Origin of the sequence: Azospirillum sp. RU38E (assembly GCF_900188385.1) — a bacterium.
In the GTDB taxonomy this organism is placed as follows: Bacteria; Pseudomonadota; Alphaproteobacteria; order Azospirillales; family Azospirillaceae; genus Niveispirillum.
In genome coordinates, this window is record NZ_FZOI01000001.1 from 460,043 (window position 1) to 480,238 (window position 20,196).

Consider the following 20,196-nt stretch of genomic DNA (forward strand, 5'->3'; position numbering starts at 1 on the left):
CTGAAGTGTCTTCTCCCGCCGGCCCCCCTCACCGCCGCGAGGGCGGGGCGGTGGAGCGGCGGATCACCACATTATGCGGCAAAACCCGGTGGGGGGCCGGCTTCGGCCCGTCGGGCTGGCGGCGGTGGGCCAGCATGGCGATCAGCAGTTCGGCCGCCGCATCTGCCATATCCTGAATCGGCTGGCGCACCGTGGTCAGCGGCGGCCAGACCATTTCCGACAATTGGATATCGTCGAAACCCACCACCGACAGGTCGGTGGGCAGCGACAGGCCCCGGTCATGCGCCACGGACAGCACGCCGGCGGCCATTTCATCATTGCTGGCGAAGATGGCGGTGGGCGGGTTCTTCAGCGTCAGCAGCCGCCGCGCTGGGGCCAGCGATGACCGATAGGTGAAGCCGCCCTGTTCCACGATCTCCTCATCCGGCTCCAGCCCATATTCACGCAGGGCGTCGCAATAACCGCCATAGCGCAGATCGGTGCCGGCATGGTTGGGCAGCCCCTTGATGAAGCCGATGCGGCGATGGCCGAAGGCCAGCAGATGCAGGGTGATGTCGGCCGCCGCCGCCCGCTCGTCAATGCGCACAGAGGCGCTGTCCGCCCGTTCCACCGCGGGGGTGATGCGGACATGGGGGATGTCCGCTTCTGACAACATGCGCAGCACCTCATCATTATCGGTGACCGGGGCCGTCAGCACCACGCCATCCAGGCTCAACTGATGCACCAGATTATGCACCCGTTCGGCCACATCGGCGGCGCTGTAATCAATTTCCTCGATCAGCAGATGGTAACCCTCTGACCGGCAATGGCGCAGCAGGCCGATCTGGATTTCGCCCGTATAGGGGCCACCCGGATCGCCATAAATATGGGCGATCAGATAGGAACGGTCGCCCTTCAGGCTTTGGGCCGAGCGGTTGGGCTGGAACTTCAGTTCCACCATCGCCTTCATCACCCGCTCGCGCGTTTCCGCGCTGACATAGCGTTCATTATTCATGACGCGGGAGACGGTTTTGATGGAGGCGCCGGCGGCGCGGGCCACATCAATGATTGTCGGCTTGCGCTCGACCAATTTTCCCACCCGTTGGCTTGTCGTTTGGCTATCCGTCTCACGCGCGGAAAGGCTTGGCAAGGAAATGATAACGTTGTCATATGTATTGTCAGCGTTTTTCTACTGCCGGCCCCCCGCTTGACCTGTCCCCCCGCCAAGGTTATCCAGAAGCTGCTCTGGCGGAGCTGAACCGGGGTGGCCAAGGTCCACCGGGATAACTAAGTGCTCCGAAACGGGTCGGGAACCCGGTTGAAGGAAGCACCAGATGCCCCCACTGACAGACCGCAGCCGCCAGATTGCCCTGTTCCACCGCTATGACCAGCCCGCCGTGAACATCACGGCAGAGGCGGAATGCGCCGATTACACCATTGCCGCCAAGCAAGCCGGCATCCCGCCCTTTGCCCTGATGCTGCACGCCATCGGCCGCGCCAGCCTGGAGATTGAGAATTTCCGCCTGCGCCTGCTGGATGGCGTGGTGAACCGGGTGGAGGTACTGACACTTGGCTATACCGTGCTGGGGCCGGGGGATAATCTCAATTTCTCCAGCGTCGCCTATCAGGCGGATCGGATGGGCTTCGTGCAGGATTATCTGGCCGACCGCGCGCTGGCACGCGCGGCGACGGAACTGCGCATGCTGCCGATGACGCACCGGGACTATCTGTTCACCACCTGTATGCCCTGGCTGCGCTTCACCGCCATTCAGCATCCCATGGCGCGCTTTGGCGATTGCTCCATCCCCAATATCGCCGTGGGCCGGTTTGACCGGACAGGGGGGCGGCTGCGTTTCCCCCTGGCGGTGCAGGCCCATCATGGCTTGGTGGATGGCATCCATATTCACCGCTTCATCACCCGCGTTCAGGACATCCTGGGGGAGATTGCGGATAATCCGGGGCTTCTGACCCCGCGCGCATAAAAACCATAAAGGGAGTTCAGCCGATGACCGACCGTACCAACCGCCAGGGCTTTGCCACCCGTGCTATCCATGCCGGGCAGGCGCCGGACCCGAGTACGGGGGCGATCATGGTGCCGATCTACGCCACCAGTACCTTTGTGCAGCAAAGCCCCGGCGTGCATAAGGGCTATGAATATGCCCGCAGCCAGAACCCCACCCGCATGGCGTATGAAACCTGCCTGGCCGATCTGGAATCGGGCCATCGCGGTTATGCCTTCGCGTCCGGGCTGGCGGCAGAGGCGACGGTGCTGGAACTGCTGGATGCCGGCAGCCATGTCATCACCTCTGACGATCTTTATGGCGGCACCTACCGGCTGTTGAACCGGGTGCGCGGGCGCACGGCCAACCTGTCCGTCACCGCCGTCGATCTGGCCGATCTGGCGGCGGTGGAGGTGGCCATCCGCCCCGACACAAAGATGCTGTGGGTGGAGACCCCCACCAACCCCTTGTTGAAACTGGCCGATCTGGAGGCGCTGGCAACGCTGGCCCGCCGGCATGGGCTGATCGCCGTGGCCGATAACACCTTCGCCAGCCCCTGGATTCAGCGGCCGCTGGAATTGGGTTTCGACATCGTGCTGCATTCGGCCACCAAGTATCTCAACGGCCATTCCGACATGGTGGGCGGCATCGCCGTGGTGCGCGATGCCGGCGATCTGGCCGACCGGCTGGGTTTTCTGCAGAATGCCGTGGGGGCCATCCAGGGGCCATTCGACAGTTTTCTGGTGATGCGCAGCCTGAAAACCCTGTCCTTGCGCATGGAACGCCACAGCCAGAACGCGCTGGCCGTGGCGCAATGGCTGGAACAGCATCCGGCCGTGGCGCGGGTGCGCTATCCTTACCTGCCTTCCCACCCGCAATATGAACTGGCCCGCCGGCAGATGCGGGCCGGCGGCGGTATGGTGACCATTCATCTGAAGGGCGGGCTGGATGCCGCCCGCCAGATGCTGGAACGCACCCGCCTGTTCAGCTTGGCGGAAAGCCTGGGCGGGGTGGAAAGCCTGATCGAACACCCTGCCATCATGACCCATGCCAGCGTGCCGGCCGACCAGCGGGCCGCTCTGGGCATTGATGATGGGCTGGTCCGCCTGTCGGTGGGGGTGGAGGATATCGCCGACCTGATCGCCGATCTGGAACAGGCGCTGGGGGTATAATGGGCGCGTCCGCCCTTTTATCCGCCGAACAATAAAAAATGGCACCCGGTTTTAAGGCCGGGTGCCAGTTGTTCAGCAATCCATACACATACCGCCTACATGGCGACTTACCATACCGGGTTCAGGGTCGGACTTCCCAAGCGAACTCGACATGGCAAGGGCTGTTCGGCATGGCGGCGATGGGGTTCATCTGCAGCCATGTCCAGAATTCCTTGAACGCCAGCTGCGGACGGGCCTGCGCATAGGCACCCAGCTTCGCGGCAACCCGATCCGTCAGCGTACGCGTTACCTGCTCGTAAGCGACTTCCGGTACGCCATGGACGACCTGGATTTCACCGGTACGAGGGTCAGCCACCCGGAAGGAATGGGCGCCGTCCTGAAACGCATATGCAACTTTGATCGGTTCGTCGTGATACATGCCTTGATACATCCTGTCCGCTCCCCACTGGAGAACGCACGAAACGTATCAAACCCGATCTATTCGGGAAAGGAAAAATCCATTGCATCATACGCAGTGCAGCAATCCGTCATAGCGTATGAGGGAAAGGCGAAACCGCGACAGGAAAGAAAAACGCCCGCGCGGAGGGAAATCCACGCGGGCGTTCGCAAAAAAGGCGACGTAATACCAACCCGCCGAAAGGTTGACCTTTCGGCGGGTTGGAGGCCGGCGACCGCCGGCCCGCCGCACGTGCGGCGTGAGCCAAGGGCGCGGATGCGCCCGCCCGGCACTTGAGGGAACACAAAATCTCCCTGGATCGGTTACGATCAAGGGAGATTGGGATCAGTCGATGACGATCTTCGGCCCCGTCCGGCGGTTGCCGGCCTTGATCTTCTCCCACACCCGCAGGGCCATGGCGCGGTAGAGCCGGGCATGGTCGCTGTCCGGCTTGGCATGGACAATGGGGGTGCCGTTGTCGCTGGTCTCCCGGATCACGATATCCAGCGGCATCTCCCCTAAGAAATCCACACCCAGCTTTTCCGCCTCGTCACGGGCCCCGCCATGGCTGAAAATATGGCTGCGATGGCCGCAATTGGGGCAGCAGAAATAGGACATGTTCTCCACGATGCCCAGCACGGGCACATCCACCCGGCGGAACATGTTCAGGCCCTTGCGGGCATCCAGCAGGGCGATATCCTGTGGGGTGGAGACGATGACGGCCCCGGCCAGCGGTACATTCTGTGCCATGGTCAATTGCGCATCGCCGGTGCCGGGCGGCATATCCACCACCAGCACATCCAACTGGCCCCAATCCACATCGCGCAGCATCTGCTGGATGGCGCCCATCACCATGGGGCCGCGCCAGATCATCGGCGTATCCTCGGCCACCAGGAAGCCCATGGACATGACCTTGACGCCGTAATTCTGCATCGGCGTCAACATCTTGCCATCCGGGCTCTCTGGCTTGCCGGAAATGCCCATCATGCGGGGCAGGGAAGGGCCGTAAATATCGGCATCCAGCAGCCCGACACGCTGGCCATTGGCGGCCAGGGCCAAAGCCAGATTGACGGCGGTGGTGGATTTGCCCACCCCGCCCTTGCCCGAGGCGACGGCGATGATGGCACCCACGCCGGGCACATTGATCTTGGTGGGGCCGGCGGCGGCCGCGGGCCGGGCGGCGGGGCTGCCATGGCTGTGGCCATGGCCGGCATGGTCATGCCCGCCGCCCGGGGCCTTGGCGCCGCCCAGCGTGGGGGCGGGGCGATGGGCCGTCAGCACGGCGGTGACGGAGGTGACACCGGGCAGCGCATCCACGGCGCGTTCGGCCGCCTGGCGCAGCGGTTCCAGCGCCGGGCCGCGCTTGGGGTCCACCTCGATGGAGAAGCCGACATTGCCGCCTTTCACCACCAGACCGGAGATCATCCCCAGCGTGACGATGTCGGACCCCCGGTCCGGGTCGGCGACTTTGCCCAAAGCATCAAGAACTTGCGCCTCATTGACGGTGGCCATGGTTGAAAACCCCACTCGCTTCCCAATATTCGCTATGACCCCAGGGCCAATTAGCCTTTTCTGCGGACGCCGGGATATATACGGTGGCAACAGGCCCAGGGAAAGCACCCCGGTACCGCAGGTCCGGGATGCGCGCTGGCAGTTTGTAACTTAAATTACCAAAGGGTCGACGAATATGCCCTGGAACAATCAAGGCGGTGGTCAAGGCGGCGGCGGTGGGCCCTGGGGATCGCCGCCCGGTGGCGGCGGCAACGGGAACAACCCGTGGGGCCGTCCGCCGGGTGGCAATGGCGGGGGTGGCGGACAGCCGCCCGGCGGGCCGGACCTGGAAGACCTGCTGCGCAAGGGGCAGGAACGCTTCAAGAATATGGCGCCCGGCGGTCTGGGCGGCGGGCGCGGTATCGCGCTGGGTCTGGCGGTGCTGGGCGTGCTCTGGGGCCTGTCCGGTATCTACCGGGTGGAATCGGATGAACAGGGTGTGGTGCTGCGATTCGGCCAATATGTCCGCACCGAACAGCCGGGTCTGCGCTATCACCTGCCGGCGCCGATTGAAACGGCGGTGACGCCCAAGGTCACCCGCGTCAACCGGATGGAGATTGGCTACCGCTCCGCCGGCGATGGCCGGCGTGCCGGGGGCGATGTGCCTGATGAAAGCCTGATGCTGACGGGCGATGAGAATATCATCGATATCGATTTCACCGTGCTCTGGGTCATCAAGGACGCGGGCAATTACCTGTTCAAGATCCGCGATCCGGAACAGACGGTGAAGAAGGCTGCCGAAAGCGCCATGCGGGAGGTGATCGGCCGCACCGATATTCAGCCTGCCCTGACCGAGGCGCGGCAGAATACCGAACAATCGACCAAGGCCCTGTTACAGGCGATGCTGGACGAATATCAATCCGGTATCGAAGTGACCCAGGTTCAGCTTCAGAAAGTGGACCCGCCGGCCCCGGTGGTGGATGCGTTCAACGATGTGCAGCGTGCCCGTCAGGATCGTGAACGCCTGCGGAATGAGGCGGAAGCCTATCGCAACGACATCATTCCCCGCGCCCGTGGTGAGGCGGAACAGTTGATTCAGCAGGCGTCGGCCTATCGGGAGCAGGTGGTCAATCTGGCCCAGGGTGATGCCCAGCGCTTCGCCCAGGTGCTGGACGCCTATGCCAAGGCGCCGGAGGTGACGGCGCGGCGCATGTATCTGGAAACCATGCAGGAAGTGCTGGGTGGCAGCAACAAGATCATCCTTGATCAGGGGCGCGGCGGTGCTGGTGGTGTTGTGCCGTATCTGCCGCTGAACGAGCTGACGCGCCAGTTGCGCGAACAGACGCCGGGCGCTGCCGCCCCGGCGCCGCGCCAGTAAGGAGGGCCGGAGAATGAGCCGTAAACTGATCGCCCTTGGCGTGGCCGCCGCGGCCATCGCCATCGTCGCTTCGGCCTCGCTGTTCACCGTCAACCAGACCCAGCAGGCGCTGGTGCTGCAGTTCGGTGAATGGAAGCGCACCATCAAGGAACCGGGCCTGCACGCCAAGATTCCCATGGTGCAGAATGTCGTGATGGTTGATGCCCGCGTGCTGGATGTCGATCCGCCGGTCGAACAGGTGATCCTGGCCGATCAGAAGCGGCTGGAGGTGGACGCGTTTGCCCGCTATCGCATCACCGATCCGCTGCAATTCTATCAGTCCGCCGGGTCCGAACTGGTGGTTGAACAGCGCTTGGCCAATGTGGTGAATTCCGCCCTGCGCCGTGTGCTGGGCAATGTCACCCTGCTGGCCGTGCTGTCCAGCGAACGCCAGAAGGTGATGACTGATATCAAGGAGCAGGTGAACCAGGAAGCGCGTCGTTTCGGTGTCGAAATTGTCGATGTCCGCATCCGCCGCGCCGATCTGCCGGAAGCCACCAGCCAGGCCGTCTATGACCGTATGCGGTCGGAACGTGATCGTGAGGCGCGGGAGGCCCGCGCCCAGGGTAACGAACAGGCCCAGCAGATCCGGTCACGCGCGGAGCGTGAGCGGACGGTGATCCTGGCTGAAGCCCAGCGTGACAGCCAGGTTCTGCGCGGTGAAGGCGATAACCAGGCCATCCGCATCCTGGCCGAATCGGCTTCCAAGAACCCGGACTTCTATGCCTTTTATCGTTCCCTGGATGCCTATAAGGCAGCGTTGAAGGGCGATAACACCTCCCTGGTGCTGTCGCCGGACAGCGAGTTCTTCCGCTACTTCAACAGCGCCTCCGGTGCTGCGGGCGGCCAGAAGCGCTAAGGGTTGTCAGGGGAGGCTGCTTGCCTCCCCTGGTTCATTTCGGAACCGGTTTAAATCGTGAATGACTTTCTGACCGCCCTGGCGCTGGTTTTCGTCATCGAGGGTTTGCTTTACGCCATAGCACCGGGTGCCATGCAGGACATGGCGCAAAAGGCCAGCCAGATGCCGGCCGCGGCCTTGCGGCGTTACGGGTTGCTGGCGGCCTGTATCGGTGTGGCGGCCGTGGCCTTGATCCGGGGGTGAGCCCCCGGATGAGGCATCATTTGCGGAAGATGACGGTCAGGTTGTTGGCCGGCATCTCATGCACAACAGGGGCCCCGAAGCCATGCGTGGCGGCCAGCGCCGCCACATCCCCCAGATCGCGCACGCCCCAGCGCGGGTCACGCGCCCGCAGATCTGCATCGAAGGCGGCATTGCTGTCAGCCGTGTGCCGGCCATCGCGCTTATAAGGGCCATAAAGGATCAGCGGCGCCCCCGCCGGCAAAAGCCGCCCAGCCGCCGTGAACAGCCCGATGCTGGCCTGCCAGGGGGCGATATGGATCATGTTAACGCAGAGCAGGGCCTGGAACGACCCGGTGGGCCAGGAGGTATCGTTTTGCGCATCAATGGCCAGCGGCGGGGGCAGGTCCAGCCCCTCAGCAGCGGCCCAGGCCTGGATGCTGGCACGGGCAGCCGGGTCGGCGTCGCTGGTCTGCCAGGACCAGCCCGGCAATCGGGGGGCCATGAACACGGCATGTTCCCCGCTGCCGCTGGCCACTTCCAGCAGGCACCCGCCGCTGGCGGGCAGTTCCTGGCGCAGCACGGCCAGGATCGGTTCACGGTTGCGTTGGGTGGCGGGGGCGTGGCGGCGGGCATCGTCAGTCATGCGGTACAAATTAGGCCATGGCAGGGGCGCTGCCAAGTGTGGCTTGCCGGCTGCGCAACGCATACCCATGTCTGGTAATGATCAACAAGCCCATTGCGGTTGAGAATCCGTCGCACAGGTCATGGCAGTGGTATGCCGCCACGTCACGGCTGAATGACGCGTTGGATTATAACGAACGTGTGGCGATAATTGAGATGCTGTGGCATGTCGTCTGTGTAGATGGCGCGCTGCACCTCGTGTCGGGTTTAACGGAACAGGCCGGGACAGCAGCCCCGACCTGTCGGTGCCGACCGGCCGCGCGGGCTCGGAATTTGTGGGGACTATGGGGCGGGCGAGCCAAGGGCTTCAGGGCTGTCGCCGCCACCGACGATGGAGAGTGCCTGTTATGCCGTATGTCGTCACCGAACTGTGCATCAAGTGCAAGTTCATGGATTGCGTCGAAGTCTGCCCCGTGGATTGCTTCTACGAGGGGGAGAACACGCTGGTCATCCATCCCGACGAATGTATCGACTGCGGCGTGTGCGAGCCGGAATGCCCGGCGGAGGCCATCATCCCCGATACCGAACCCTCGGCAGAAAAGTGGCTGGGCATGAACCGCGACTATGCCCAGAAATGGCCCAACATCACCCGTAAGAAGACCGCGCCGGCCGATGCCGACGACTGGAAGGGTGTACCGGACAAGTTCGCCAAATATTTCAGCCCCAATCCGGGCAAGTAATACCATCGATCAAGTTTTTGACCGATGGTACGGCGGCGACTGCCGCCGCGCGGCACGTGCCGCGCGCCTAAGTCGCCGGATGGCGACGCCGGCGATTGAGGGGCATGAAAACTTGACCAGCGGTCATGATTTCGTGCCACTGGTGTAAAGACGAACAAACGCTTGCGACCATGGCCCCCCTTGTGGGGGCCTTTCCGCAAGGGGACTTGTCTGCCCCATGCGAAGCCTGCATGACCGACATAACCCGCTTTGCGCGGAACTTATGCCGAACAGGGACAGTAGCCCCTGTCATGCTTCCGTAACATCGGCTATATTGTCAGACGCGAGGAACGGCGCGCCGCCCTTGATGGGCCTTTATGTGCTGCCGTCCGGTTTCGCCTGAGCAGAAGTGACTGATGCAATCCACCCGTTCGCGCGGTCGGATGTGTCGTCTTTTTTGCGTGTTGAGTTTTGTTCCCGTGGCGCGCGCGTCCGTGCGGAAGATAGAGAGTCAACCGAGAATGTCCCAGAGCCTAGACTTCACCACTGGTGATCACGTTGTCTATCCTGCCCATGGGGTGGGTCAGATCATCGGGATCGAAACCCACAGCATCGGCGAGATGAGTGTCACGCTCTACGCCATCCAGTTCGAAAAGGAACGGATGACGCTGAAGGTTCCGGTGGCGAAGGCCAAGGCGTCCGGTCTGCGTCGCCTGTCCTCCAAGGACCGGATCAAGGCGGCGATGGAAACCCTGCAGGGCCCCAGCAAGATCAAGCGCATCATGTGGAGCCGCCGCGCCCAGGAATATGAAGCGAAGATCAATTCCGGCGACCCGGTTTCCATCGCGGAAGTGGTGCGCGATCTCTATCGTGGCGAAGATCAGTCCGACCAGTCCTATAGCGAGCGGCAGATTTATCATGCCGCACTGGAGCGTCTGGCCCGTGAATTGGCGGTCGTGGAAAAGATCGACGAGCGCAAGGCCACGGAAAAGCTGGAAGCTGTGTTGAGCAAGGCCGCCTGATCACCGCTTCCCGGTAGGTGCGGTCAGGAAAAAGGGCGTCCCCTTTGGGGGCGCCCTTTTTCATTGATCCAGCACCTTGCTGGGGCGGACCCACTATATGTCCTACACTAGAGCCGGGTGCGTTTAAACGGAAACGCACCCGGCTCTAAGTCCTTGTTAAGCGAGCGGATTCACGCTCCAAAGCGATTCCGCTTTTCCGCGATCCGCTCTAAGCGACCCTGGACGGGATATTTAGTGGGAAAGAGCCCCGCTGGTGTGGGAGACTCTTTTTTTGTGACGGTCGGGGCTTTACACTCTGGCCACCCTTCCCGATGGAGAGTGATCCTTCCCGGATGTCTGACCAGAAATTCGCCCTGCTTGGCCGACCGCGCCGCATCTGGGCGGTCGGCGCCATCCATGGCGATGCCGGCCGGCTGGCGGCGTTGCATGAGGATATTGGCGCCCGCTTTCAGGCGGGCGACCGGCTGGTCTATCTGGGCAATATGGTGGGCCGGGGTGCGCTGGTGCGGGAAACCCTGGATGAGCTGCTCTATTTCCGCCGCCATGTGATGGCCAAGCCCAGCGTGCTGGCCAGCGATATCGTCTATCTGCGCGGTGGGCAGGAGGAAATGTGGCAGAAACTGCTGCAGCTTCAGTTCGCGCCCAACCCGCTGGATGTACTGAATTGGATGATCGGGCAGGGGGTGGAGGCGACGCTGGCCGCCTATGGTGGCACGGCCGCCTATGGCATTGCCGCCGCCCGCGATGGCGCCGTCAGCCTGGCCCGCTGGACCAATGATCTGCGTGCCGCCATGCGCAATGCGCCGGGCCACGGCGCCCTGTTCAGCGCCCTGCGCCGCGCGGCCTACACCTCCGATGCGCAGGGCCAGCCTACGGACATGCTGTTCGTCAATGCCGGGCTGGATACGGCCAAGCCTTTGCATATGCAGGCGGATATTTTCTGGGGGGGGGGCAACAGTTTCCCCCGCATCGACCAGCCCTATGGCAGCGTGCGCCGAATCGTGCGCGGCTATGACCCCACCCATGGGCAAGGGCCGCACCTGACGGATTTCACCGCCAGCCTGGATGGCGGTGCGGGTTTCGGTGGCCGGCTGGTCTGTGGCTGCTTCGCCCCGGATGGTGCCTTGCTGGAGATGACGGAGGCCTGACGGCCTGTCAATCCGGCAGGCCGACATCCCGCCGCAGATGGGGGGAGAGGCCATGGCGATAGGTCTCACCCCCCAGCAATTCCCCCAGGGTACGGGCCAGGGCCACCATCAGCGGTGGAAGGGGCGCGCCAGCGGCGCGGCAGCCCGACAAGGGATGATCGGGCAGGGCGCAGGGGGGCACTATGCCCAAGATGTCCTTGGTCATCATGATATTTCCTTGGAAAGCAGGTAAGGATAGGTTGGCTTGTTGATGCCAGTTTGGGGCTGGTCAGCCCGGCTGACAAACGAGTAATCTGGTGATCATACAAAAGCTGTTTTGATCCATGGGGGCTTGATGTCCGACCACCGCCTGCCGCCCTTGAACGCCCTGCGCGCCTTTGCGTCCGCCGCGCGCTATCTCTCCTTCACCAAAGCGGCGGATGAGCTGGCGGTGACGCAGGCGGCCATCAGCTATCAGGTCCGCCAGTTGGAGGAGCATATCGGGCGGGAGCTGTTCCGCCGCCTGACCCGCCGGCTGGAACTGACACCGGCGGGGCTGGAGCTGCAGGCGGCGGTGGATGATGCGTTTGACCGTATCCGCAGCACCGTGGCCCGCCTGACGGAGGCGACGGAAAACAAGGTGCTGGCGGTGACCTGCATGTTCACCTTTGCCACCCAATGGCTGGTGCCGCGCCTGGGCCATTTCCAGTTGCTGCGGCCGGATCTGGCCGTGCGGCTGGATAGTTCGGTGCGGGTGGGCGATCTGGAAACGGAATTCGATATTGCCATCCGCGCCGGCTCTGGCCGCTGGCCGGGCGTGCGGGCCGAATGGCTGATGGATTTCACCCTGACCCCCGCCGTCAGCCCGCAGATGCTGGAGCGGGCGGGCGGTGTGCGGGAACCGGCCGATCTGCTGCGCCTGCCTTTGCTGGATTGCCAGCATCCGGAAGATATCCTCTGGTGGCGGCAATGGTTCGCCCTGGCCGGGGTGAAGGTGGACAAGCTGCCGGGCGGCCCGCAATTCGATGTGCATGGGGTGACGGCACAGGCCGCCGCCATGGGGCAGGGCGTAGCCCTGGTCTGTCCGGCCCTGTTCGGGGCGGATATTGCGGCCGGCCGTCTGGTGCTGCCGTTCCCCGACATCATGTACCGGACGGACCGGTTCTATTGGCTGGCCTGTTCGGAACGCCGCGCGGATGAGCCGAAGATCCGGGCCTTCCGCGATTGGATATTCTCTGAAATTAATGCCTGTGCCGGGCAGTGTGGCCTGCCGCTGGGGCCCTTGCCGTTGGCGCGCGCGCCACAGGCCGGCTGACAGCCCTTGGGAGGGGGAAAGTCCCCTCCCAAGGGTGCCCCGCATCAGAAGCCGACGCGCAGGCCGGCACCCAGCGAATAGTCCGGCTTGTCATCCACGTTGAACAGCGTGTTGCCGGAGACGTAGAGAGCGGCCTTGTCCGCCACCGCCACGGACAGGCCGAGACCAACCCGCAGCCCGTTATTCTGCGGATCGGGCAGAATGGCAGTATCACGGCCCAGCGGGCTGTTGCGCCGGTTCGACAGCACGGTGGTGTAGGTCTGGCCTTCGTCCCGGATCAGGTCTTCCTGATAGCTGACCCGCAGTTCCGGCACGATCAGGCGCCCGCCGCCCATATCCAGGCTGGTGGAAATCTGGCCGCCGACATTGAACAGCAATTGCTGTTCGGCCAGCTTGGGATGATCCAGGTTCAGGTGCAGGGCGCCGGTTTCGTTCCAGGCATCCAGCTCCACCCGGTTATAGTTGAAGCTGACAATCGGGCCATACCGCAGGCTGCCGGCCGTCTCGACGGAGCCGAACTCCACTCCGACATGATGGCCCTTGCCCTCCGTTTCGCCGGTGGCGCGCAGGTTATAGGCGAAGGTGTTGCGGCTGATATCATCCAGCGACAGGTCGCTGTAATGATAGCTGGCATCGGCATAGAACCCACCCGGCAGCGCCAGGCTGGCATAGGGGCCGACCGCCCAGACGGTGGCCTTGCCCCCGCCCAGATTGCCGAACTTGCCATCGCTATGGGCATAATTGACGGCCAGACCGACGCGCAGCGTGTCGGAAACGGCATAATCACCGGCAATGCCGCTGGACCAGCTTTCCGGCTTGGACAGCCGCTTGGCATCGCCATCATCACGGGCAAAGACCGACCAGTTGCCACCGGCGGACAGTTCGAAACTGCCCTCCGCCCGCTTGGCCAGACCGGCCCGGATGGCCTGGGTGCGGCCGGTCAGATCGCTGGTGGCGGCATCATTGGCGGCCAGCGCCGTTTCCCCCAGCGCCTGCCCGATGGCAGGGCCGGTCAGGGCCTGGCTTTCGCTGGCCAGCGGATCGACATAGGTGGGCAGGGTCAGGCGATAGGCCAGCAGTGTGGTGTCATTTTCAACGCCGGAAGCATCCTTGTAGGGCTGGCCGACCTGGAAGCCGTTCTGGGTAACGAAGTCATTATCGTTGCCGACGAACAGGAAGAAATCATCCAGCCGGGCGGCATCCAGGGCCGGCACCAGGGCCAGCGCCTCCCATTTTTCCGACAGGCACTGGGTGCGGCAATTCACATTGTTGGTGGCGCCATTGACCAGCCCGAACTTGGCCAGTTGGGTGGCGTCGTTGATATCCACAAAGCTGGCAAACTGCACCGGCTTGATATCGGCGACCAGCACGCCTTTGGGCGCGATGGAGGTGCCATTGTCATAGGCGGTGCCGGCGATGTTGGAGGCGCCAGTGATGTCCAGCAGGTCGATGCGGCGATAGAAGCTGGTCGGGCTGCTGTTGGGCGTGGCCCCGCTGCCATAGCCATTGCCATCGCGGGACAGCAGCAGGAACTGGGTATTGTTCAGCGCCAGCAGTTCCGACTGGGCCGCCACGCGGTTCAGGGCCCCGTTGGGGTTGCCGTTATTATTGTACATCGGCAACTGAATGACATACTCGCCCTTCAGCACCGGGCTGGTGCTGTTGGAAACATCATAGGCCAGCAGGCGGGTGTTGCGGCGGGTGCTGTTGGTGCTGTTGATATCCAGATCCTGCACGGCGGCCGATTGCAGGGCCACCCACAGCGTCTTGCCATCCGGTGACATGGACAGCCCTTCCAGACCCTGGTTGTTCTGGCGGCCGCGCGACGGGTTGGCGGGGGTAGATTCCGCCGCCCCGAAATTCGGCGCGCCATTGCGCAGAGGCAGCAAGCTGTTGGGTGGCGCGATGGCAGAGATCAGTTTGCCGTCGCCGGTGAAGTGATAAATATAGGGGCCATATTCATCGCTGACCCAGATGCTGCCATCCGACACGCGCACGAACCCTTCCGGGTCCAGCGCCAGACGGCCGGTGCCGGTCAGCGGCAGGTTGGGCATTCCGTTGGCGGCGGGGCGATAGGTCAGGCCGCTGCCCGTGGAGGCCGGGTCGAGCCCGCTGAAGGGGGTGCCCTTGTCGTCGGTGAACTGCACCGTATCCTTCAGGGTCAGGCCGATCTGGTTCTGCTGCGCGGCGCCGGCGGGCAGGCTGGCTGTGCCGCTATAGGGGTTGAAGCTGAGCGACAGCACATTATAGCGCGGTATGTAATTCGTGGTGGAAGCCACGTTATAGCCACGGTCGGGCAGGGTATAGAGCGTGCCGGAATAGGAACCATCGGCATTGCGCTGCCAGCTATGCAGGTCAATCTGCATGGCCGATACGGACCCGAACGTTTCCCCGTACTTGTCCCGCAGGGCAGCGGAAAGGCGCCCCACGCCTTGCAGCCCCTGGTTCGTGAAACTGGTGCCATTCAGCGTGACGGTGCTGGCAGACTGGGCGAAGGCAGGCAGCGTAACGACAGACAGCGCGCTGGCCAGCAGCGCGCTGCGGATGGAAATCTTCATGATGGGCCCCCAACTTTATGTTTAAAGTTCAGGGGCTCATATCAGTTGGATATGATATTTCTGTTGCAGTTGATGTGAAGCATTTATTTCAAATGCTGATTTTACCGCACCTGCGATAAATATTCCCCGGCACCGCCAGGTCTCAGAACCGCAGCTTGGTGGAGAATTTCAGGGCCGTCCCCTGTTCCTCGTGCCATTTTACTTCGGCATTCAGCCGCATATTGGCGACGCGGATCATCGGGACCGGCGCCTCCAGCCCGACACTGCCGCCGGTGCCGGCCAATTGCGCCTTCATGGCGGAAATGCCGGTCATATTGGCGATCAGACTGCCAGCCATCGGCCGATATTCCATGCCCAGCGTGGAATAGGGCTGGTGCCCCAGATCGGCTACGCCGGCCGTCAGGCGCCAGCCGGTCTGTCCGGTGGCGCAGGCGCTGCCCCAGCTGCCCTGAACGGTGCCCTTGACGTTGCCAAAGCCCCCGGCCACATCGCCCGATACGCTGTTGGGCAGCACATCCACCCCGCAATCGCGGCTGAACCGGATGGTCTGGCGGATTTCCTCCGTGCCCAACCGCATACCCAGCTTGGAATTCAGCCCCATGGCGGAAAGCTGGGCGTCGGCCTTCAGCCCGGCTGCCTGATAGGCACGCGGGTCGGCGGCCAGCTGGATCGGGCTGGGGCTGTTCACCGAAGGCCGGTCGCCGGTGATCTTGGCCATGATGCCTTCATAGACCTTGCCAGCCCATTGGCCGAGCGTGGCGGCCATGGCCTTGCGGGCATCTTCCGGCTTTTCCGTTGTCGGGGCGTCGGCCAGGGCAGCGGGATAACCCAGGGCAGCGGCATCCGGGCTCTGGTAAACGCTGCTGGGCGCTTCGATCTGGTTGAAGCGCACCAGGAAAACATCAGACGGTTTGGGTTCGGGCTTGGTTTCCTCTGCGGTCGCGGCCGGCATGGTCAGGAAAAGCGGCAGCAGGACAATGGCTTTGATTGGTATCTTCATCGCTCTGCCCTGCCTCCATCATCGATCATGCGGCACTTGCGAAAGGATCGCCCGGTGCTGGCCAAATCCATCCCCTTTCCCGGTTTTCCGGGTGAGGTGGAAGGTGCCGGCGCATTGCGGCATCCCCATGGCAGGAACAGGGTCGTTCGCTTTCTTTCATCGGTCAAGCTGATTTCACCGCAAAGCTTTCCCTTTGTCGCGGTAGTGGGGGTGGCGGCGTTACAGGCCGCGCTTGCGCGCCATCCGGCCCGCGTCGCAAACGGTTGCGGATGCCTGATTGGGATTTTGCTGCAACGCCTGTGCCCCAAGGGTCACGGTTATGGGTGCTGGGTTCAGTGTATAATTGGTTCTAAATTGGTCATTATTTCTGAATTGGAAATTCAGATTCTCTGCTTTGCTGTCGGGCATGAAAAAGGGGGCGGCACGTATGCTGTGTGCCGCCCCCCATTCCATTTCCCGCCCTGAACCCGGCGGTCAAACCATCAATTATCGCCCATCTTCAAGGCAGCGATGAAGGCGCTCTGCGGAATTTCCACCTCGCCGAACTGGCGCATCCGCTTCTTGCCTTCCTTCTGCTTGTCCAGCAGCTTGCGCTTGCGGCTGATATCGCCGCCATAGCACTTGGCCAGCACATCCTTGCGCATGGCGGCGATGGTCTCGCGCGCCACAACCTTGCCGCCGATGGCGGCCTGGATGGGGATCTTGAACAGGTGGCGGGGGATCAGCTCCTTCAACCGCTCGCACAGCTGCCGACCGCGATATTCCGCCTGGCTGCGGTGAACGATCATCGACAGGGCGTCCACCGGCTCGGCATTGACCAGGATGGACATCTTGACCAGATCGCCTTCGCGGTATTCTTCCAGCTGATAGTCGAAGCTGGCATAGCCACGGCTGATGCTCTTCAGCCGGTCGTAGAAATCGAACACCACTTCGTTCAGCGGCAATTCATAGACGATCATCGCCCGGCCGCCGACATAGGTCAGATCCTTCTGCACACCGCGCCGTTCGGTGCAGAGCTGCAGCACACCGCCCAGATATTCATCGGGCAGCATGATGGTGGCCTTGATCCAGGGCTCCTCGATATGATCGATCCGCACCACATCCGGCATGTCGGCCGGATTGTGCATTTCAATCACTTCGCCATTGGTCATGTGCATCTTGTACACCACCGAGGGCGCGGTGGTGATCAGGTCCAGGTCGAACTCCCGCTCCAGCCGTTCCTGGATGATTTCCAGGTGCAGCAGGCCCAGGAAGCCGCAGCGGAAGCCGAAGCCCAACGCGGCGGAGCTTTCGGTTTCATACTGGAAGCTGGCATCGTTCAGGGCCAGCTTGCCCAGGCTGTCGCGCAGATGTTCGAACTCCGCCGCATCGGCGGGGAACAGGCCGCAGAACACCACGGGGATGGAGGGCTTGAAGCCGGCCAATGCGGTGGGCGCCAGCCGGCGCTCCTCCGTGATGGTGTCACCCACCTTGGTGTCGCGGATATCCTTGATGGCGGCGGTGATAAAGCCCATCTCCCCTGGACCCAACTTTTCCAGGGCGATCTTTTTCGGCGTGAAGATACCCACGCGGTCCAGTTCGCGGGTGGCACCGGTGGCCATGAAGCGCACCTTCTGGCCCAGCTTCAATTCACCATTCACCACGCGGACCAGGATGATGACGCCAAGATAGGCATCGTACCAGCTATCCACGATCAGCGCCTGCAACGGCGCGTCGCGGTCGCCCTTGGGCGGGGGCAGGCGGGTGACGATCGCTTCCAGCACGCCTTCGATATTCAGGCCGGTCTTGGCCGAAATCTCCACCGCGTCAGACGCATCCAGGCCGATCACATCTTCAATCTGCGTCTTCACGCGCGGCACATCGGCGGCGGGCAGATCGACCTTGTTGAGAACGGGCACGATTTCGTGATTGGCGTCCAATGCCTGATAGACATTGGCCAGGGTCTGCGCCTCCACACCCTGGGAGGCGTCAACCACCAGCAGGGAGCCTTCGCAGGCGGCCAGCGACCGGCTGACCTCATAGGCGAAGTCGACATGGCCCGGCGTGTCCATCAGGTTCAACTGATAGGTCTCGCCATCCTTGGCCTTATATTCCAGGCGCACGGTCTGCGCCTTGATGGTGATGCCGCGCTCCCGCTCGATATCCATATTGTCGAGCAGCTGGGCCTTCATGTCGCGCGCTTCAATAGCGCCGCAGAATTCAATCAGCCGGTCGGCCAGCGTCGACTTGCCATGGTCGATATGGGCGATGATGGAGAAATTGCGGATTTTCGACAGGTCGGTCATGGACTCGTACAGGCCAGCATACAGGGTTGGCGGGGAAGATAGGGGGGATGGGGGCGGATGGCAATGATTGCCGTGCGCGATGCCGGGCAGGGGTGCTGTGCGGCGGGTTGGGGGATAAGGGCTGCATACGGGGAGATGCACGTATAACGAGATTTTATATGTTGACTGCAGTTTTTTTGGATATATCGTAAAGGGAGAAAACAAACAGGGTCGGTCTCCGGGGGTGGGTTCGGATGGCTGTGGAATTCAGATCCATTCCCGCTTTGTCGGGTCAGGTGCAATCAATCCCCCTCGGGTTGAACAACCGGGGTTGGGCGCCGGTGACGGGTTTCATTGCGGTGTCAGTGGCGGTGGCGCTGGTCTATGCCAACATTGCCACCTATGCCCGCAAGGAACGGGTCTCCGGCTATCTCGCCCCGCGGGAGGGGATGGCCAGGGTGGCGGCCCCGCAGCCCGGTATCCTGACGCATCTTTATGTGAAGAATGGCGATGTGGTGAAGGAGGGGGATCCCCTGTTCACCCTGGATACCAGCCACGCCCTGGCCGGCGGCGGCACCCTGGATGAGGCGGTGGCGGCGGGTTTGCGCCGGCAACTGGCCCTGTTGGATGAACAGATCGCCGCTGAATCGCAACGGGTGCGGTCGGAGATGGAGCGGCTGGACAGCCGCGTGGCAGGGTTGGCGCAACAGCGCGTCAGCCTGGACATGCAGCGCCAGTTTCAGGTGCAGCGGGCGGCGGTGACAGAAGAACGGTTGAAGTCACTGTCGGAACTACGCGGCAAGGGCTATGTCTCCGAGGCGGAATATCGCGCGCGGGAGGAGGCTTGGTTGAGCCAGCGTCAGAACCTTGCCGCCATCGAACAGAATATCACCGCCCTGGCGGCGGAGCTGGCCCAGGCCCGGATTGAACGGGAACGGGCACCGCTGGATAGCGCCGACCGGCTCTCCCGCCTGTCGGCCAGTCAGGCGGAATTGCGCCAGCGGTTGGCGGAAACGGACGCCCAGCGGGGCCGGGTTATCCATGCCAGCATGGCGGGGCGGGTGATGTCCTTGCAGGCCGGCGTGGGCCAGCGCCTGGACCCGGCAAAGCCGGTGCTTGCTCTGTTGAAGGATGGAAGCGAGCTGCAGGCCGAACTCTATGTGCCCAGCCGGGCCATCGGGTTCGTCAAGCCGGGGCAGCAGGTCAGGTTGATGTATGACGCCTTTCCCTATCAGCATTTTGGCACATTCGGCGGGACGGTGGAAAGCGTGTCGCAGGTGATGTTGATGCCGCAGGAGGCTAATGGTTCCATAACTCTAACAGAACCAAGTTATAGAGTTTTAGTAAGAACAGATTTTGGGGAAAATAAATTATATAGAGTTCAGTTTTTACCCGACATGACTTTTAATTCATTTGTAATTTTGGATCATGTTACATTATTACATTTTTTATTTAAAAATGTAATTAAATGGAATAATAATATATAATTATTAACACCTAGATTTAATTTTTTGTGAAATGACGGGATTTTTTGAATGGGGACTTTAGCTAAAGTACATGATCAGGTATCGGAGACTGTGGCTATTGGGTCCTCCAGAGTTTTTCATACGACAACCGGCCTCTATAGCCCATTTAGGCCGTTTCCGAGCGGATCAATCGTACTTCGAACACAAACTTTTCTTGAGATATAGAAAAGGAAGCGAGAAAAGGAGTTAATGGAATGATTTTATTGCAGGAAGATGACATGGCGTACGTTTGCGGCGGTGATGGAGGTAATGGTGGTGCGACGATTACGTCCAGTAGTGATGGAAAGACGACAACGGTCAGCTGCCCTAATGGTGTTTCCAGCATTATAGTTGGAGCAGGTGGGCAAACCATTGAAGTTGTTTGCAACGAGCGATAAGAGGAGAGACATGATGCAGATACAGCAACTTAATTATGAAGATTTATCATTTGTTTCTGGTGGTGAGGGGTCTTCAGGAGGTGCGGCTTCG

General features: G+C 62.1%; 19 protein-coding genes and 1 pseudogene. 12 read left to right on the forward strand and 8 right to left on the reverse strand.

The genetic code is table 11. The features are described 5' to 3' along the window. Positions 1 to 28: 28 nt before the first annotated feature. Positions 29 to 1,069 (reverse strand): LacI family DNA-binding transcriptional regulator, encoded by a 1,041-nt coding sequence (locus CHB97_RS01975; protein WP_244559346.1) that lies wholly within the window; start codon positions 1,067 to 1,069, stop codon positions 29 to 31. Positions 1,070 to 1,313: 244 nt separating this feature from the next. On the opposite strand from CHB97_RS01975, the gene CHB97_RS01980 reads away from it, so the two are divergent. Together CHB97_RS01980 and CHB97_RS01985 are read left to right on the forward strand one after the other, a co-directional pair. After that, positions 1,314 to 1,961, forward strand: coding sequence for a CatA-like O-acetyltransferase (locus CHB97_RS01980; RefSeq protein ID WP_089286249.1), 648 nt, complete (start codon positions 1,314 to 1,316; stop codon positions 1,959 to 1,961). A gap of 23 nt (positions 1,962 to 1,984) precedes the next feature. Next, entirely contained in the window at positions 1,985 to 3,151 is a 1,167-nt protein-coding gene (locus tag CHB97_RS01985) for a cystathionine gamma-synthase (protein ID WP_089286250.1), read from the forward strand. A gap of 121 nt (positions 3,152 to 3,272) precedes the next feature. Here CHB97_RS01985 and CHB97_RS01990 read toward each other — a convergent pair whose 3' ends face one another. Next, positions 3,273 to 3,569 (reverse strand): hypothetical protein, encoded by a 297-nt coding sequence (locus tag CHB97_RS01990; protein ID WP_089286251.1) that lies wholly within the window; start codon positions 3,567 to 3,569, stop codon positions 3,273 to 3,275. A 363-nt stretch (positions 3,570 to 3,932) separates the two neighbouring features. Then, the gene (gene apbC / locus CHB97_RS01995) at positions 3,933 to 5,099 is read right to left on the reverse strand and encodes an iron-sulfur cluster carrier protein ApbC (protein WP_089286252.1); all 1,167 of its coding nucleotides are present in this window, start codon (positions 5,097 to 5,099) and stop codon (positions 3,933 to 3,935) included. Positions 5,100 to 5,274: 175 nt separating this feature from the next. Here apbC and hflK point away from each other — a divergent pair, with 175 nt between their 5' ends. From hflK to CHB97_RS02010, 3 genes are read left to right on the forward strand one after another with little or no spacing between them, the layout of a single operon-like run. Continuing rightward, on the forward strand, positions 5,275 to 6,456 hold the full coding sequence (hflK, locus tag CHB97_RS02000) for an FtsH protease activity modulator HflK (protein ID WP_089286253.1): 1,182 nt from the start codon (positions 5,275 to 5,277) through the stop codon (positions 6,454 to 6,456). Between the two features lie 13 nt (positions 6,457 to 6,469). Beyond that, a complete protein-coding gene (gene hflC / locus CHB97_RS02005) occupies positions 6,470 to 7,354 on the forward strand; it encodes a protease modulator HflC (RefSeq protein WP_089286254.1) in 885 nt (294 codons plus the stop codon). A 57-nt stretch (positions 7,355 to 7,411) separates the two neighbouring features. After that, positions 7,412 to 7,597: a DUF2065 domain-containing protein gene (locus tag CHB97_RS02010; protein WP_089286255.1), complete on the forward strand. Its 186-nt coding sequence runs from the start codon at positions 7,412 to 7,414 to the stop codon at positions 7,595 to 7,597. A 16-nt stretch (positions 7,598 to 7,613) separates the two neighbouring features. Here CHB97_RS02010 and CHB97_RS02015 read toward each other — a convergent pair whose 3' ends face one another. Continuing rightward, positions 7,614 to 8,219: a DUF938 domain-containing protein gene (locus CHB97_RS02015; RefSeq protein WP_089286256.1), complete on the reverse strand. Its 606-nt coding sequence runs from the start codon at positions 8,217 to 8,219 to the stop codon at positions 7,614 to 7,616. Positions 8,220 to 8,296: 77 nt separating this feature from the next. Here CHB97_RS02015 and CHB97_RS27070 point away from each other — a divergent pair. The 4 genes and pseudogenes from CHB97_RS27070 to CHB97_RS02035 form a co-directional block, all read left to right on the forward strand. Continuing rightward, positions 8,297 to 8,440, forward strand: a pseudogene (locus CHB97_RS27070) (TerB family tellurite resistance protein); the annotation flags it as partial. Between the two features lie 164 nt (positions 8,441 to 8,604). Next, complete coding sequence (gene fdxA / locus CHB97_RS02025) at positions 8,605 to 8,937, forward strand: ferredoxin FdxA (protein ID WP_089286257.1); 333 nt, start codon at positions 8,605 to 8,607, stop codon at positions 8,935 to 8,937. Between the two features lie 500 nt (positions 8,938 to 9,437). Beyond that, entirely contained in the window at positions 9,438 to 9,938 is a 501-nt protein-coding gene (locus CHB97_RS02030) for a CarD family transcriptional regulator (RefSeq protein WP_089286258.1), read from the forward strand. A 332-nt stretch (positions 9,939 to 10,270) separates the two neighbouring features. Beyond that, the gene (locus tag CHB97_RS02035) at positions 10,271 to 11,086 is read left to right on the forward strand and encodes a hypothetical protein (RefSeq protein ID WP_089286259.1); all 816 of its coding nucleotides are present in this window, start codon (positions 10,271 to 10,273) and stop codon (positions 11,084 to 11,086) included. Between the two features lie 7 nt (positions 11,087 to 11,093). On the opposite strand, the gene CHB97_RS02040 is transcribed toward CHB97_RS02035, so the two are convergent. After that, positions 11,094 to 11,294 (reverse strand): hypothetical protein, encoded by a 201-nt coding sequence (locus CHB97_RS02040; protein WP_089367384.1) that lies wholly within the window; start codon positions 11,292 to 11,294, stop codon positions 11,094 to 11,096. A 126-nt stretch (positions 11,295 to 11,420) separates the two neighbouring features. Here CHB97_RS02040 and gcvA point away from each other — a divergent pair, with 126 nt between their 5' ends. Next, on the forward strand, positions 11,421 to 12,380 hold the full coding sequence (gcvA, locus tag CHB97_RS02045; protein ID WP_089286261.1) for a transcriptional regulator GcvA: 960 nt from the start codon (positions 11,421 to 11,423) through the stop codon (positions 12,378 to 12,380). A gap of 44 nt (positions 12,381 to 12,424) precedes the next feature. Here gcvA and CHB97_RS02050 read toward each other — a convergent pair whose 3' ends face one another. Both CHB97_RS02050 and CHB97_RS02055 read right to left on the reverse strand, forming a co-directional pair. Further along, entirely contained in the window at positions 12,425 to 14,938 is a 2,514-nt protein-coding gene (locus CHB97_RS02050) for an esterase-like activity of phytase family protein (RefSeq protein ID WP_089286262.1), read from the reverse strand. A gap of 142 nt (positions 14,939 to 15,080) precedes the next feature. After that, positions 15,081 to 15,938 carry a hypothetical protein gene (locus tag CHB97_RS02055; protein ID WP_089286263.1) on the reverse strand — a complete coding sequence of 286 codons (858 nt, stop codon included), beginning with the start codon at positions 15,936 to 15,938 and terminating at the stop codon, positions 15,081 to 15,083. 54 nt (positions 15,939 to 15,992) lie between these two features. Here CHB97_RS02055 and CHB97_RS25740 point away from each other — a divergent pair, with 54 nt between their 5' ends. Further along, complete coding sequence (locus CHB97_RS25740) at positions 15,993 to 16,403, forward strand: hypothetical protein (protein WP_143270668.1); 411 nt, start codon at positions 15,993 to 15,995, stop codon at positions 16,401 to 16,403. Between the two features lie 17 nt (positions 16,404 to 16,420). Here the strand turns inward: CHB97_RS25740 and lepA are convergent, their stop codons facing one another. Beyond that, on the reverse strand, positions 16,421 to 18,223 hold the full coding sequence (gene lepA / locus CHB97_RS02065; RefSeq protein WP_089286265.1) for a translation elongation factor 4: 1,803 nt from the start codon (positions 18,221 to 18,223) through the stop codon (positions 16,421 to 16,423). Positions 18,224 to 18,543: 320 nt separating this feature from the next. Between lepA and CHB97_RS02070 the strand changes: the two genes are divergently transcribed. Then, positions 18,544 to 19,689 (forward strand): HlyD family secretion protein, encoded by a 1,146-nt coding sequence (locus CHB97_RS02070; protein ID WP_160105479.1) that lies wholly within the window; start codon positions 18,544 to 18,546, stop codon positions 19,687 to 19,689. Positions 19,690 to 20,196: the final 507 nt, after the last annotated feature.

Excerpts from the sequence above, each read along its gene's own strand:
- CHB97_RS01980 (WP_089286249.1), top strand. The coding sequence starts at position 1,314 with ATGCCCCCACTGACAGACCGCAGCCGCCAGATTGCCCTGTTCCACCGC.
- CHB97_RS01985 (WP_089286250.1), top strand. The coding sequence starts at position 1,985 with ATGACCGACCGTACCAACCGCCAGGGCTTTGCCACCCGTGCTATCCAT.
- CHB97_RS01990 (WP_089286251.1), bottom strand. The coding sequence starts at position 3,569 with ATGTATCACGACGAACCGATCAAAGTTGCATATGCGTTTCAGGACGGC.
- apbC (WP_089286252.1), bottom strand. The coding sequence starts at position 5,099 with ATGGCCACCGTCAATGAGGCGCAAGTTCTTGATGCTTTGGGCAAAGTC.
- hflK (WP_089286253.1), top strand. The coding sequence starts at position 5,275 with ATGCCCTGGAACAATCAAGGCGGTGGTCAAGGCGGCGGCGGTGGGCCC.
- hflC (WP_089286254.1), top strand. The coding sequence starts at position 6,470 with ATGAGCCGTAAACTGATCGCCCTTGGCGTGGCCGCCGCGGCCATCGCC.
- CHB97_RS02015 (WP_089286256.1), bottom strand. The coding sequence starts at position 8,219 with ATGACTGACGATGCCCGCCGCCACGCCCCCGCCACCCAACGCAACCGT.
- fdxA (WP_089286257.1), top strand. The coding sequence starts at position 8,605 with ATGCCGTATGTCGTCACCGAACTGTGCATCAAGTGCAAGTTCATGGAT.
- CHB97_RS02030 (WP_089286258.1), top strand. The coding sequence starts at position 9,438 with ATGTCCCAGAGCCTAGACTTCACCACTGGTGATCACGTTGTCTATCCT.
- CHB97_RS02035 (WP_089286259.1), top strand. The coding sequence starts at position 10,271 with ATGTCTGACCAGAAATTCGCCCTGCTTGGCCGACCGCGCCGCATCTGG.
- CHB97_RS02040 (WP_089367384.1), bottom strand. The coding sequence starts at position 11,294 with ATGATGACCAAGGACATCTTGGGCATAGTGCCCCCCTGCGCCCTGCCC.
- gcvA (WP_089286261.1), top strand. The coding sequence starts at position 11,421 with ATGTCCGACCACCGCCTGCCGCCCTTGAACGCCCTGCGCGCCTTTGCG.
- CHB97_RS02050 (WP_089286262.1), bottom strand. The coding sequence starts at position 14,938 with ATGAAGATTTCCATCCGCAGCGCGCTGCTGGCCAGCGCGCTGTCTGTC.
- CHB97_RS02055 (WP_089286263.1), bottom strand. The coding sequence starts at position 15,938 with ATGAAGATACCAATCAAAGCCATTGTCCTGCTGCCGCTTTTCCTGACC.
- lepA (WP_089286265.1), bottom strand. The coding sequence starts at position 18,223 with ATGACCGACCTGTCGAAAATCCGCAATTTCTCCATCATCGCCCATATC.